Consider the following 14034-nt stretch of genomic DNA (forward strand, 5'->3'; position numbering starts at 1 on the left):
GTGTATCCATTCGGTTTTCGACGTCAACGCACGCCAACAAGGGTCACATGTCTTCCTTCCTCTACACGCTCGGTACCTGGGCCGCCAAAGCCAGGTGGCTCGTGCTCTCGCTGTGGCTTCTCGTGCTCGCGGGGCTCGGCGCAGGCGCGATCTTCTTCTCGCAGGGGGCTAACGCGCCCATCTCGATTCCCGGTACCGAGTCGCAGGCCGCCCTCGAGACGCTGCGCAGCACGTTTCCCGAGGTCAGCGGCACGAGCGCTCAAATCATCGTGGTTGCCGCCGAGGGCGACGACATCGAGTCAGAGCCCTATCGCCAGGCCCTCATTGATGCGGCCGACGACCTTGAGGGCTTGCCGAACGTCACGGCCGTGGCGTACCCCTTCGCTGAGCAAGCCGCGCAGGGCCTCGCCGACGACGGGCAGGCCGCCCTCATCACAATCCAAATTCAGGGCACGATGGATCAGGTTCCCGACGCTCTTGACGAAGGCATTCGCGACACCTCGGCGGCCCTGCAAAATGCCCTGCCCGAGGGCACGCAAACGAGCGTCGGCGGCGAGATCTATTCGGCCGAGGTGCCGGGGCTGAGCCCGACCGAAGCCGTTGGCGTGCTCATCGCGTTTATCGTGCTCGTGCTCACGCTCGGTTCGCTCATCGCTGCTGGCATGCCGCTGCTCATCGCGCTCATCGGCGTGGGCATCTCGGTCGCCGGCATCTTCTTCGTGACGGCGTTCGTTGAGCTCACCTCGACGACGCCCATGCTCGCCCTCATGCTGGGGCTCGCGGTTGGCATCGACTACACACTCTTCATCGTTTCAAGACACCAGGAACAGCTCTTGAACGGTGTTCCCGTGACCGAGTCGATCGCGCGGGCAACAGCGACGAGCGGATCGGCGGTGGTGTTTGCGGGCCTCACCGTGGTCATCGCGCTCGTGGGTCTATCGGTCGCTGGCATCCCGTTTCTCACGGCCCTCGGTGTCGCGGCGGCTGCGGCAGTTGCGCTCTCGGTCGTTATCGCCGTCACGCTCACCCCGGCGATTCTCGCGATGGCCGGTCTCAAGATTTTGCGCAAGAAGGAGCGGCGGCGCATTGAAGCGGCCTCAGCAGCGGCGGGCGACGCCGAAGCTGTAAGCGGCGAAGCGCAGCCCTCGCTCGTGGGTTCACGGTTCTCAGACCGCTTCTTCGGCCGCTGGGTGCGAGTCGTCACCGCGAAGCCACTCATTACCTCGGTGCTCGTGCTCATTGTGCTCGGTATCGCGACGGTTCCCGCACTGCAACTGCGACTCGCACTGCCCAACGCGAGCGGCCTCGAAGAGAACGACCCGGCGCGCGTCACTTACGAGCTCACCGCTGAGCACTTCGGTGAGGGGGCCAACGGGCCGCTCGTGCTTGCGGGATCGATCATCACGAGTACCGATCCGCTCGGGCTTATGGAAGATCTCGCTGACGAGGTGCGAGCCGTGCCTGGCGTCGCTGATGTGCCGCTCGCGACTCCCAACCAGGGAGCCGACACGGGCATCATTCAGGTCGTGCCAGAGGAGGGGCCGCACGCCGCGAGCACGAGTCAGCTCGTGCACGACCTGCGCGAGAAGCATGACGAGTGGCAAGAGCAATATGGTGTGAGCCTCTCGGTCACGGGGTTCACAGCCGTCGGTATCGACGTCTCAGAACTCCTGTTCAAGGCACTCATACCCTTCTCGGTGCTTGTGGTGGGCCTCTCGCTCATTCTGCTGGCCATGGTGTTTCGCTCGGTCTGGGTGCCCATCAAGGCGACTCTTGGCTACCTCCTCTCGGTCGGCGCGGCGTTCGGCGCCGTCGTCGCCGTGTTCCAGTGGGGCTGGCTCGGTGACGCGCTCAACGTGCACGCGACCGGCCCGATCTTGAGCTTCATGCCCATCATCCTCATGGGTGTGCTCTTCGGCCTGGCGATGGACTATGAGGTCTTCCTCGTCTCGCGCATTCGCGAGGAGGTCGTGCACGGGGCAGACTCGCAGGCGGCGATCCACCGTGGTTTCGTTGGCTCTGGAAAGGTGGTCTCGGCGGCCGCGATCATCATGTTTGCCGTGTTCGCGGCGTTCGTGCCGCAGGGCGACCCCTCGATCAAGGTTATTGCGCTCGGCCTCGCGGTCGGCGTTTTCGTCGACGCATTCATCGTGCGCATGGTGCTGGTCCCGGCGATTCTCGCGCTCCTCGGCGACCGGGCCTGGCGCATGCCACGCTGGCTCGACCGGCTCCTGCCGCACTTCGACGTTGAGGGCGAGGGGCTGACTCGCGAGATCACGTACGCCGAGTGGCCTGCCGACGACCCTGCTGCGGTTATCGCGTCTGAGCGCCTGGTCATGCCGGGCAACCGAGCGGTTCCAGAGCTGCGCGTGCAGGCGGGAGAGGCGCTCGTGCTCGACCCAGCCGATCCCACGAGTGAGCCGTTGGCCCGCGTGCTGAGCGGCCGCGGCCAGGTTTCACGTGGAACCCTGAAGGTTCACGGTCTTTTGCAGCCAGACCGCGCCGCGACGCTGCGCAAGCGCTCTGCGTGGGTGCCAGTGACGCACATTCGTGAGGCGACGAAAGACCGGCCAGACCTGCTCGTGATCACCGGTGTCGGCCCCGCGCTCTCAAGCCGGGATGCCGAGCATGCTCACGGAGCTCTTGCCGCCTGGGCAATCGAGCGCGAACGCGCGACCGGAAAGGCGCCGACCGTGATCATCGTTGCCGACGCGGGGCAGGCAAGGCGCGTATTGCCGCGGGCGCTCTCGCTCGTGACCGCGAGCGGAGAAAGTCATGAACATGCCGCTACCGGCATGCTGAAAGGAGTGCGCTCATGACGGGCTACTCGAACACTGAAATGCGTGGATCGAGGGAGCTGTGGGGCATGTCGATGACGCGTGCACTCGGCTTCATGCTCGTGCCCCTCGTGATCGCGGGCCTGTTTATCTGGGGGCTTTGGGACCCGACTGAGCGCATGAACCACGTAACCGCCGCGGTCGTGAACAATGACGAGCCAGTCGAGGTTGATGGGCAGCTCACGCCGCTTGGAAGGGTGCTCGCTGCCGAGCTCATCGGCGCGACCGAGAGCGAGAACTTTGAGTGGCAGCTCACCGACGATGAGGGTGCCGAGAAAGGCCTCGAGTCGGGCAAATACGTGACCGTCGTGACGATTCCAGAGAACTTCTCGCGGGCCGCGACATCGCTCTCGAAGGGGCCAGACGAGGCGCTGCAGGCGACCCTCGATATTCATACGAGTGAGCGCGCGAAGCTCCTTGATGCGGCGCTCTCAGCGGCCGTAACGCAAACGGCGACCGAGGTGCTCAACACGCAGCTCGGCGAGGCTTTCGTGGGTAACGTGTTCGTTGGCTTTACGAAGCTCGGTGAGGGCCTCGATGATGCGAGCGACGGTGCGGGCAAGCTCGCCGATGGAGCCGATCAGCTTGCCGAGGGCAGTGGTCAACTCGCAACCGGGCTCGATGAGCTCCTCAACGGCACTGGCGCGCTCGAGGCGGGCGTGGGTCAGCTCTCTGCGGGCGCTGGGCAACTCTCGTCGGGTGCCGACCAACTCGCGGGCGGGGCAAACTCACTTGCCGAGGGGCTTCGGGGTTACGCGGGAGGTGTGCACGAGCTTGCTGATGGTACTCGTGACGCTGCCGCTGGATCGAAGCAGCTCGCGGGCGGGGTTGGCGCCTACGTCGAGAGCGTCAACGGCGTGCTCGTGCCGCTTCTGGGTGGGCTGACCGATGTCAGGCCGCAAATCATCGAGCTGCGAGACGCGATCGCATCTGGCCAACTTCCCGTGCCGCCAGAACAGCAGGGCATGCTGCTCGGACTCATCGATCAGGTGCTCGGCGCACCCGAACTCCTGCAGGCAGCGATCGCTGGCGGAAACACGCTTGCCGACGGCGCGGCGCAGTCTGCGGCGGGTCTTGACGAGCTCGCCGCGGGGGCCGCGGGTCTCGCCGCGGGAGCTGACGGGCTCGCCGCCGGTGCCGGTGAACTTGCCGCGGGAGTGGGTGGCATCGCCTCTGGCGCCCGTGAACTCTCGAGCGGCACCGGGCAGCTTGCCGCGCAGGTTCCCGAACTCACCGAGGGCGTGAGCCAGCTCGCCGAGGGAGCGAGTGAGCTCGCGGGTGGCACTGAACAGGCGGCCAAGGGCACACGCGACCTCGCCGAAGGGCTGGCCGAGGCGGTCAGCGAGATTCCACGGTACAGCGAGAGCGAGCGGGACCGCCTCGCAGAGATTGCGGTGAACCCCGTGTCGGGCGGCGACGACGAGGCGAAGCTCTTTGCTGGCTCCGGTGCCCCACTGTTCCTCTCGATCGCGCTCTGGGCTGGCGGGCTCGCCGCGTTCATGGTGTTGCAACCGCTCTGGTCACGCACCCGTGAGGCGGCGCTCAGTGAGGCAACGATCACCCTGCGTTCGGCGGGTTCGGGAATGCTGCTCGGGGCCATTCAGGGCGCGCTCGCAGCACTCTTTGTTGCGCTGCTCCTGAAGGAACCCGCCTCGCACGTGCTCGCCTACGCGATCACCGGTGTGCTCGTTGGCGTTGCCTTCGGCCTCGTGAACCAGGGGCTCGTCGCGCTCTTCCACGGGTACGGTCGTTTCGTCTCGTTCGTTGTGCTCGTCGTTGGCTTCGTGGCGGGCATCGTTTCAACGGCCCCCGGTGTGCTCGCGTCAATCACCTCGTTCACGCCGGTGGGAACCGCGATCGAGGCGCTACAGCGCATCACCGAGAGTGGGGCGCCCGGTGGCGCGAACATCCTTATGCTGCTCGTGTGGGGTGGCCTCGGAATGCTCGCGATTGGCGCGGCGGTGCACCGGGAGCGCAAGCCCGCCTAGCGGTTTTCCCGTCGACCCGGGCCTGCGAGGCCCGCGGTCACGGGATGCGCAGGGTCCACTCGTCATTCTCGAACTTCGTGGCAACGAGCGCCTCGGCGCGAGTATATTCCTCTTCGGTAATGTCACCGGGCGTTGCGCCGTGACGCTGACGAAACACCTCGGCGAGGCGGGTAATAACCTCGTCGCGAGACACGCCTGTCTGGCTTCGCAGCGGATCGACCCGCTTCGCCGCGCTCTTCGTTCCCTTGTCAGACATTTTTTCGCGCCCGATGCGCAGCACCCGCATCATGCGCTCTGCGTCCATGTCATACGACATCGTGACGTGGTGCAGCACGGCGCCAGAGGCGAGTCGTTTTTGTGCGGCCCCACCGATTTTGCCGAGTGGGCTCGCGATGTCGTTGAGCGGTTTGTACTCGGCGTCAACACCAAGAGTGAAGAGGGCCTCGAGCACCCACTCATCGAGAAACTGGTAGCTCTGCTCAAAGCTCATGCCCTCGACGAACGAGTCGGGCACGTAAATCGAGTAGGTGATCGACGAGGCTGGCTGCATGTACATGGCGCCTCCGCCTGAGATGCGGCGAATAAGCTGGGTATCGAGTGCTTGCGCCTCTTCGAGGTCGATCTCGTTGCGCACCGACTGAAAGCTGCCGATAATAACGGCGTCAGAGTTCCACTCCCAGATGCGCATGGTCGGTCCACGGCGCCCCTCGCCGACCTCGGTCACGAGAACTTCGTCGAGCGCGACGTTCAAGACCGGCGAGATCTTCGGAGTCACGATGACCTGCCAGTCGAGGTCTCGCCACGAGCCGGCGTTGCTGAGGGCCCGGCGCACCGCGATACCGATGGCCTCTGGCGAGACGCCGAGCATGACGGTGTCTGCGGGAAGAGCCTCGCGTACGACGGTGGCGTAGCCAGCGGCCGTCGCGGTCGCGGGTGCCCCGGTGAGTGCCTTCGATACCTCGAGAATGGCCTCGTCGGGCTCAACAAAGAAGTCGCCCGAGACGGTCACGTCATGCAGTTCACCGGCCTCAACATCGCAGTCGACGACAATGAGCTTGCCGCCGGGCATCTTGTATTCGCCGTGGAACGTGGGCATCGGTGCTTCTTTCGTGATGGGGCTTGAGCGTGGGGCGTGGGGCGGGGCGTGTTGCCGAAGGGTTAGCGCTCGGCGCTGTGGGTGTGCGTGTCGAGCCAGGAGATGACGTCGTGTTCGACGTCGGCGCGGTTGAGCTCATTGAGCATCTCGTGCCGCCCTCCTGGGTAGAGCGTGAGGGTGACGTCGGTCACCCCGCGGTTTCGATATGCCGCAGCGAGCCGTTCAACCGAGTCGGCTCGTGAGAGCGGATCATCGGTTCCCGACATCAACAGCATTGGCACGTTGGGTACGTTTCTGCCCGGGGTGCCGAAGAGCCTGAGCGCGTCTGCCAGCCCGAAGAGTTTCAGAATGTCTGCGTCAAAGCAGAGCTCGTCGTTCGCAAAAGCCTCGGCAACCGAGTGGTCGCGGCTGAGCCACTCAAAGCCGGTTTCGCCGAGGTGCGCGAAGCCGCGGTTCAGATCGCCCGACTCCATGTGCTTCGGGGTGCGGTACGCGCTGCCAGAGAGAATGACGGCGTCGAACAGCGCCGTGCCGCGATTGAGGAGCCGCTGGCCCATGAGCGACCCCCATGAGTGCCCAAAGTAGGTGATGCGCAGCCCGGGGTGCTTCGAGTGAATGAGCTCGGTGAAGTTGATGATCGCGTTCTCGGCCGCTCGCAACCCGCCTGGACCGAGCTTGCCGAGTTGTGTGAGATCGCCGCGGTGCATTTCGCGGCCGGTCTCACCGTGCCCGCGATGGTCGTCGGCGTATACGGCATAGCCGGCCTTGGCGAGTGCGAGAGCAAAGTGCTCGTAACGTCCCGCGTGTTCGCCAATGCCGTGCGCGATTTGCACGACACCGCGTGGCCGCTCGGGAACCCACGAGTAGGTAAAAATCGCTACGCCGTGATCGTCATAAAAAATGTCGGCGCCTCGCGTGATGGGCGAGGTAGGCTCATCGTGCGTTGTCATGCACTACATTCTGCCACTGGCCGGGCAGTTAGACTAGCGGCATGAACACAACGATCGTGGTTTCGGTGCCTGATGAACGACTGCTTGCCTCGCTAGAAGACGCCGAGGGCGTTGAATGCCTGCTCTGGGACATGAGCGGTGAAGCTCCTCGAAATGACATCGATCTTGTCGTACCGCCGTACTGGGATGGGGTGCGACCGCTCGCTCGCCTTGAGGGCATGAATGTGCAGCTCGTGCAGTGGCAGTCGATCGGTTTCGACGGTGTCGCAAATGCGCTGCCAGCGGGCATGCGGCTCGCCAACGCGACGAGTGTGCACGAGACTGCGACGGCCGAGCTCGCCGTCGGCATCACGATCGCTGCGCAGCGCGGCTTTGCCGAGGCGGTGCATAACCAAACGAAGGGTCTGTGGCATAACGAGACCAGGCGAGGCCTCGCCGACAAACGCGTGCTGCTGCTCGGGTACGGGGGAGTGAGCAAAGCCATCGAAGCCCGTCTGCTGCCGTTTGAGGTCGACATCACCAGGGTCGCATCACGGGCCCGCACCGAGCAGCTGCCCGGGGGTGAGACGGTCTCGGTGCACGGGATTGACGAGCTTGACGCGCTGCTGCCCGAAGCCGACATCGTCATGATCGGCCTGCCACTCAGCGATGCAACGAGGGGCCTCTTTGGTCGCGAACGCCTCGCCCTCATGCGTGACGACGCTCTGCTCGTGAACGTCGGCCGAGGCCCCATTGTCGTTACTGACGACCTCGTGGCAGAGCTGCAGACGGGGCGCATCCGTGCCGCCCTCGACGTCGTCGACCCGGAGCCGTTGCCAGAGGGCCACCCGCTGTGGGCGTGCGAGAACGCCTTCATCACCCCGCACAACGGTGGTGACTCGCAGGCCATGCACCCACGGATCGTGCGCCTCATCAAGCGTCAGGTCGAGCACCTGCGCGCGGGCGAGACCCCCGAAAATATCGTTCTTTCCTGACGCGTGCTGCCTGGTCTCCTGGCGCGCTGCGTTCGTTTATGGGCTGCAACTTCTGCTGCCGACTCGCTCACCATTGCCTGATTTTCGCCTCATTTTACCCGGAAAACCCCCAAAACCGAGCAAAAATCACGCAATAGTTGCCGTGAGCCCCGGCAGCAGTGCACCGAACCCGCCCTCACTCCAGGTACGTCGGCGCAGCCGCCAGCTCGAAGTACTCCTCGAGGGTCGCGACGCCCCGCTCGCGCATCTCGAGCGCGAGCGGCTCGCCCACGTAGCGAAAGTGCCACGGCTCGAAGGTGTAGCCGGTCACGTGCTCTGACCCGGCGGGGTAGCGCAGTATCCAGCCGTGCTCTGCCGCGTGCTCGGCGAGCCAGGCACCAGCCGCTGTGTCGGCGAAGCATGCCCAGAGGTAGCACGATGATGCGTCGTCAAAGTCTGCCGTGAGGCCGGTCTGGTGCTCAGAGAACCCGGGGCGGGCAGAGTAGGTGTCGGCCTCGGCCTGGCCGTCACGGGCGATGTAGCTCGTGTAGAGGTACTCCTGCTTCGCGTAGTCGCGGTATGCGCTGCCGATGCGAAACCAGACCCCGTCGGCGCTCGCCGCCTGCGCCATGCGGGTTGCAGCGGCGGCAGCCTCGGCGCGCAGCGGCTGGCCGTTCACATTGTCGATTCCCTCAGGCATAACGAGATCGCTGGGCTCGTAATCGAGCGGATCGAGCGGCCTGTGCTTGTTCGTCACCACCCATAGCGACGAGGGGTCGTCGATCGAGTGCTGCGGCAGGGCATCGCTCCTGGCGTCAGAAGCGAAGCCGGGCCCGGCAGGATCCGCAGCAGCGGTTGGGTCAGCCGCCTCGAGTACGGGCGGTGCGGGGGTTTCTGCCTTCGTGCTCGGAGTGCTCGGTTCTTCGGCCGCTGGGCTCGGTTCGGGGGCGCAGGCCACGGCGCCCACGGCAACCGAAATCGCAACGGCGAGGGCTGAAGCGGTGGTAGTGATGGCACGAGCGGGGCGCATAGTGAACAGTCTAGAGTTTCGCGTTATGCTGTGCGAGTGATTACCTCTGTGCTCGTCGGCGTCGTCTCAGGCCTCTCGCTCATCGTTGCCATCGGCGCACAAAATGCGTTCGTTCTGCAGCAGGGCATTCGCGGGCAGCATGTACTGCCGGTCGTGTTGTTTTGCGCCACCTGCGACGCGCTACTTGAACTCGCAGGGGTCGCCGGGATCGGCTTCGTCGTCGAACGCGCGCCCATCGTGCTGGAGATCTTGCGCTGGGGCGGCATTATCTTCCTGCTCGGCTATGCCTTCACGTCGTTCCGGCGCGCGAGCAAGCCCGAACGGCTGGTCGCGGGTGACGAGGCCCAGAGCTCACTCGCAAAAACCATGGCAGCCTGCGCCGCGATCACCCTGCTGAACCCGCACGTCTACCTTGACACGATGGTGCTCATGGGGTCGATTGGCAACGCCCAGGGCGAGCCCGGCCGCTGGTGGTTCTTGCTCGGAGGGGCGCTCGCGAGCTTCGGCTGGTTCTTCATTCTCGGCTACGGAGCCCGTGGCCTGAGACGCTTCTTCGCGACCCCGCGCTCCTGGCAAGTACTCGACATCGTCGTTGGCGTCATGATGCTCGCGATCGCCGCGCGCCTCTTCTTTGGTGGCGTCGGCTAGATACCCTCGGCGCGGTAGGCTGCCGAGAGTTCCTGATACCCCTCGGCATTCACGCGCACCCGTTCGGCCATCTCTGCACCCATTTCGCCGCGATCCTTCGCGGGCACTCCGGCGGCAAGGTGGCCGGCCTCGATGTGCTGGCCCTCAAGCACGAGTGCGCCCGCCGCGACGAAGGCGCCCTCGCCGATCACCGAGTCGTTGAGCAGGGTCGCCCCCATACCAATGAGGCACCCCTCACCAACGGTCGTGCCGTGCAAAATCGCGTTGTGGCCAACGCCGACGCCCGGCCCCACGTGCACGGGGGTGTCGATGTCGGTGTGCAAGACGACGTTGTCTTGAAGGTTGCTGCCCTCACCAAGCACGATTGGCGCGTTGTCGGCGCGGAGAACCGCCCCGAACCACACGCTTGCCCCGGCTTCGATGGTGACGTCGCCGATGAGGGTCGCGGTAGGGGCGATCCACGCATCGGGGTGAACGCGCGGGGTTTTGCCCGCGAAAGAATAGATATGAGCCATGGTCTCACCGTACTCCCAACATCGTGCTCTTGCCCAGCCTCTTGTGGCCGGGTGGGACTACACTGGATGCCATTCGTGCGTGTCGGTGTGACCGCGCAACGAGTCCAAAGATCCCCTCGTGCACCTTGGAAAGAGTGACATTATGGCTGAGCAATCCCGTCTCGATACAGTTATCGCCCTCGCGCGCCACCGCGGCTTCGTGTTTCAGGCCGGTGAGATTTACGGCGGTTCGCGTTCAGCGTGGGATTACGGGCCGCTCGGCACCGCGCTCAAAGAGAACATCAAGCGTCAGTGGTGGAAGACCATGGTGCAGAAGCGCGACGACGTCGTAGGCATCGACTCGAGCGTCATCTTGCCCCGTCAGGTATGGGAAGCCTCGGGCCACGTCGAGGTATTCTCTGACCCCCTCGTCGAGTGTCTGCAGTGCCACAAACGTTACCGCGAAGACCACCTCATTGAAGAGTTCGAAGAGAAGAAGGGCCGCGAGCCCAAAGACGGCCTCGCCGAGATCGTCTGCGTGAACTGCGGCACCCGTGGCCAGTTCACCGAGCCCAAGGAGTTCTCGGGCCTCCTGAAGACCTACCTCGGCCCCGTCGCCGAGGAAGAGGGCATGCACTACCTTCGCCCAGAGACCGCACAGGGCATCTTCGTGAACTTCGCGAACGTGCTGCAGGCCGCACGCATGAAGCCTCCGTTTGGCATCGCGCAGATCGGTAAGAGCTTCCGCAACGAGATCACGCCGGGCAACTTCATCTTCCGCACCCGCGAGTTCGAGCAGATGGAGATGGAATTCTTCGTCGAGCCAGGTACCGACGAAGAGTGGCAAGAGTACTGGATGGGCGAGCGTATGGCATGGTACGTCGACCTCGGCATCAACCCCGAGAACCTGCGCTTCTACGAGCACCCGCAAGAGAAGCTGTCGCACTACTCGAAGCGCACGGCCGACATCGAGTACCGTTACGGCTTCTCGGGCAGCGAGTGGGGCGAGCTTGAGGGCGTCGCAAACCGCACGAACTTTGACCTCAGCACGCACTCAGAGAAGTCGGGCAAAGACCTCTCGTACTTCGATCAGACGAAGAACGAGAAGTGGATCCCGTACGTGATCGAGCCAGCGGCCGGTCTCACGCGCTCGGTCATGGCCTTCCTCGTCGACGCGTACCGTGAAGAAGAGGTGCCGAACGCCAAGGGCGGCACCGACAAGCGCACGGTGCTGAGCCTCGACCCCCGCCTCGCGCCAGTCAAGGTTGCGGTGCTGCCGCTCAGCCGCAATGAGGCGCTCTCGCCGCTCGCGCGTGAGATCGCCCAGGAGCTGCGCGACTCGTGGAACGTCGACTTCGACGACTCGGGCGCGATCGGCCGCCGCTACCGCCGCCAGGACGAGATCGGTACCCCGTTCTGCGTCACGATCGACTTCGATTCGCTCGACGATAACGCCGTAACGGTGCGCGAGCGCGACACGATGGAGCAGGTACGCATTCCGCGCGCCGAGCTCTTCGCATTCCTCGCGGAGCGTCTGCGCGGCGCCTAACACGCCGCGCGGCCGCGCGCCGCACCGGGCTTCTGCCACCACCGCACCGTTGTCAGCATTGCGCACGACGAAAGTAAGGGTTCAGTTCATGCAGCAAGAGCCGTACGGCTACCAGTATCACCGCCTGTTTCGGGGCATGCCCAATTACCGGTGGTGGAAGCCGCTCGTGTTCGCGTTTCTCGCGGTCACCTTCGGCTTCACGTTGCAGGTTGCCGTCACCGGCCTCGCGATGGCGCCGTTCATCGCGGCCGGTGACGTCAGCTCGATCCTGAGCATCGAGTCGCGCATCATGGCGCTCGACACGCAAGACCCGTTCGCGATTGCTCTCGCGTTCCTCTCGCTTGCGGTCTGGATTCCAGCGATCATGCTCGCCGCCTGGGCCATCGGCATTAAGCCCGTGGGCCGCATTTGGTCGGTGAAGTTTCGCATGCGCTGGGACCTGCTCTTTTCGACCTTTGGTTGGGCGGCTCTCGTCTTCGCGGTGACCCAGCTGCTCATCATTGCGGTGCAGGTCATGCTCAGCCCGGGCGGCCCGGCCTTCGGACCCGACGCGGTGAGCGGCTTCCAGTGGAACCTCGCGATCACCACCCTCGTGCTTGCCCTCGTGCTCGTGCCGTTCCAGGCCGCGGCCGAGGAGCTCATGTTCCGCGGTGCGATGATGCAGGTGCTTGGCTCGTGGATCAAGAACCCGATCATTCCCATTCTGCTGCCCTCACTCCTGTTCGCCGGCGCTCACCTCTACGATGTCTGGGGCATGCTGCAGGTCGGGCTCATGGGTGTGACCTGTGCGTGGCTCACGTGGCGCACGGGCGGCCTTGAGGCGGCAATCTCGCTGCACGTGATCAATAACCTCGGTGTCTTCCTCATTCTCACGACCGGCGTGACCGGCTCGACGAAGCAGGTAAGCGAGACCGGAGGCGCGTGGATCGGCCTGCTCATGCAGGTCATCATGCTCGCCCTGTACGCCGCGATCGTCGTGAGAAAGTTTGACGCCAAGCGCCGCGAAGAGGCGAAGGCCGCTGCTCTCGTGGGGGCGCTGTCATGAACCTGATTGCTCCAAACACCCTCGTCGTCGTGGGCGATGGCTTGCCCGAACTCGCGGTCGCGCTCGACTTCGCGAGCGTTGGTGTGCCCGTTACCGTGATCGCCGACCGGGCCGCGACCGGTAGCGAGTTCACCGGACCGCAGTCTGACCCGAGCGGCAAGCTGGCCGCGTGGATCGACGAGGTCGCAGCCCCGCTTCCCGGCAGCGACTCGCCGAGTTGCCTGGCCAGCCGTCGGGATCCGCTGCCGCTGTGGGTACGCAACGACGCTCGTTGGGTGATGGTTCCCTCTGATTCAGTCTTCGGGATTCCATCGTCACCGCTGTCGGTTGAGGTGAGCGATGCGCTCGGCGGTGCCGCAGCCTTTCGCGCCTACCTCGATCGTTTGAAGCCAGTGCTCACGATCGGCAAGACGCAGTACATTGGCGACCTTGTGCGCAACCGAGTGGGGCAGAAGGTGCTCGACACGTTCGTTGAGCCCCAGGTGCAGTACCTTTTTGGCGAGCCGAGTACCGCGGTCGAGGTCATCGACCTCGCCCCTGGCCTGAACGAGGCAGAGACGCGTGCGGGTTCGCTCTCGGGGGCGGCTCTCGCCTATCTCGATCGCTACCCGGCGCTGGCCGCGGGAACCGAGCCTGATGTTGGGTGGGCGGCGTTCACCGAACTGCTCAAGAAACGTCTTGACCACTACGGTGTGCAGTGGCTAAGCCCCGAGGCGAAGGTCACGACGACGCGCGCTGAGGCTGCCGACGGAACCGTGACCTGGCTCGTGCACGACGGTGCGGCCGAGCACGTTGCGTCGATGCTGGCGAGTGCTGCGCCCCTCGCGGCAGACGGTGCCGTGCGTTACGAGATCGCGTTCTCGCACGCGGCGCCCGAGTGGTGGCCAGCGCCAACTGGCGAGACGGCTGCCGCACTCCAGCTCGCGACAGTGACCGCGCTGCCCACCGATGGGGCAGGGGTCAACGGGCAAACCTGGTCGGCTCGCACGGTCGTACAGGCTGACGGCGCCGCGGGGTCGGTGCTGCGTGGGCCCGTTGTCACCGCCGCGAGCCAGGCTCCTGGCACGACTGAACTCGGGCACCTGTGCGCGACCTTTGGTCTTGACCGGCCGAGTGAAGAGGCCGTGAGCGTTTGTGAACGCGCCGCCTACGCTCCGGTGAACCCCGTCGCTCAGGCTAGCAAGTCGGCAAACGCCGCCAAGGGCTCGACCGAGGCAGCCACCGACGAGTCCGATACCGCGACGGTTGCGACTGAGATGCGCGTTGAGTGTGGCGTTGCCTCGTCAGAGCGCGGGCTCGCTGAGGCGCTCGAACGGGCGCGCACGCAGGCGAAAGAGCTGCGTCGCGAGGCACTCGGCCTTGTGTGATCGCACAGAAAGCGGCGGGCGGGGAGGCCGCGACCTGATGCGTTCCTAAAATGGAATATACATCGTGGTGACACGTA

11 protein-coding genes are annotated in these 14034 nt (G+C 64.9%); 7 read left to right on the plus strand and 4 right to left on the minus strand.

From position 1 onward, the window contains the following. The first annotated feature begins 47 nt into the window (after nt 1–47). Both KTJ78_RS05880 and KTJ78_RS05885 read left to right on the plus strand, forming a co-directional pair. The gene (locus KTJ78_RS05880) at nt 48–2819 is read left to right on the plus strand and encodes an MMPL family transporter (RefSeq protein ID WP_217133537.1); all 2772 of its coding nucleotides are present in this window, start codon (nt 48–50) and stop codon (nt 2817–2819) included. Beyond that, a complete protein-coding gene (locus KTJ78_RS05885; RefSeq protein WP_217133538.1) occupies nt 2816–4825 on the plus strand; it encodes a YhgE/Pip domain-containing protein in 2010 nt (669 codons plus the stop codon). The genes KTJ78_RS05880 and KTJ78_RS05885 overlap by 4 nt, the downstream gene beginning before the upstream one ends. A gap of 37 nt (nt 4826–4862) precedes the next feature. Here KTJ78_RS05885 and lplAB read toward each other — a convergent pair whose 3' ends face one another. Together lplAB and KTJ78_RS05895 are read right to left on the minus strand one after the other, a co-directional pair. Next, nucleotides 4863–5921 carry a lipoate-protein ligase LplAB gene (lplAB, locus tag KTJ78_RS05890; protein ID WP_217133539.1) on the minus strand — a complete coding sequence of 353 codons (1059 nt, stop codon included), beginning with the start codon at nt 5919–5921 and terminating at the stop codon, nt 4863–4865. A 62-nt stretch (nt 5922–5983) separates the two neighbouring features. Next, nucleotides 5984–6871: an alpha/beta hydrolase gene (locus KTJ78_RS05895; protein WP_217133541.1), complete on the minus strand. Its 888-nt coding sequence runs from the start codon at nt 6869–6871 to the stop codon at nt 5984–5986. A gap of 41 nt (nt 6872–6912) precedes the next feature. On the opposite strand from KTJ78_RS05895, the gene KTJ78_RS05900 reads away from it, so the two are divergent. Then, the gene (locus KTJ78_RS05900) at nt 6913–7845 is read left to right on the plus strand and encodes a 2-hydroxyacid dehydrogenase (protein WP_217133543.1); all 933 of its coding nucleotides are present in this window, start codon (nt 6913–6915) and stop codon (nt 7843–7845) included. Nucleotides 7846–8020: 175 nt separating this feature from the next. On the opposite strand, the gene KTJ78_RS05905 is transcribed toward KTJ78_RS05900, so the two are convergent. Further along, nucleotides 8021–8854, minus strand: coding sequence for a M15 family metallopeptidase (locus KTJ78_RS05905; protein ID WP_217133545.1), 834 nt, complete (start codon nt 8852–8854; stop codon nt 8021–8023). A gap of 36 nt (nt 8855–8890) precedes the next feature. Between KTJ78_RS05905 and KTJ78_RS05910 the strand changes: the two genes are divergently transcribed. Beyond that, entirely contained in the window at nt 8891–9502 is a 612-nt protein-coding gene (locus KTJ78_RS05910; protein ID WP_217133547.1) for a LysE/ArgO family amino acid transporter, read from the plus strand. On the opposite strand, the gene KTJ78_RS05915 is transcribed toward KTJ78_RS05910, so the two are convergent. After that, entirely contained in the window at nt 9499–10017 is a 519-nt protein-coding gene (locus KTJ78_RS05915) for a gamma carbonic anhydrase family protein (protein ID WP_217133549.1), read from the minus strand. The two genes, KTJ78_RS05910 and KTJ78_RS05915, sit on opposite strands and share 4 nt — an antisense overlap. A 142-nt stretch (nt 10018–10159) precedes the next feature. Between KTJ78_RS05915 and KTJ78_RS05920 the strand changes: the two genes are divergently transcribed. The 3 genes from KTJ78_RS05920 to KTJ78_RS05930 all read left to right on the plus strand — a co-directional run bounded on the left by KTJ78_RS05920 (nt 10160) and on the right by KTJ78_RS05930 (nt 13957). Beyond that, nucleotides 10160–11545 carry a glycine--tRNA ligase gene (locus tag KTJ78_RS05920; protein WP_217133552.1) on the plus strand — a complete coding sequence of 462 codons (1386 nt, stop codon included), beginning with the start codon at nt 10160–10162 and terminating at the stop codon, nt 11543–11545. An 88-nt stretch (nt 11546–11633) separates the two neighbouring features. Next, a complete protein-coding gene (locus tag KTJ78_RS05925; RefSeq protein WP_217133554.1) occupies nt 11634–12590 on the plus strand; it encodes a CPBP family intramembrane glutamic endopeptidase in 957 nt (318 codons plus the stop codon). Further along, nucleotides 12587–13957, plus strand: a complete 1371-nt coding sequence (locus tag KTJ78_RS05930; RefSeq protein ID WP_217133556.1) for a hypothetical protein — start codon at nt 12587–12589, stop codon at nt 13955–13957. The genes KTJ78_RS05925 and KTJ78_RS05930 overlap by 4 nt, the downstream gene beginning before the upstream one ends. Nucleotides 13958–14034 lie beyond the last annotated feature (77 nt).

The organism is Leucobacter chinensis, from assembly GCF_019049105.1.
In the GTDB taxonomy this organism is placed as follows: Bacteria; Actinomycetota; Actinomycetes; order Actinomycetales; family Microbacteriaceae; genus Leucobacter_A; species Leucobacter_A chinensis.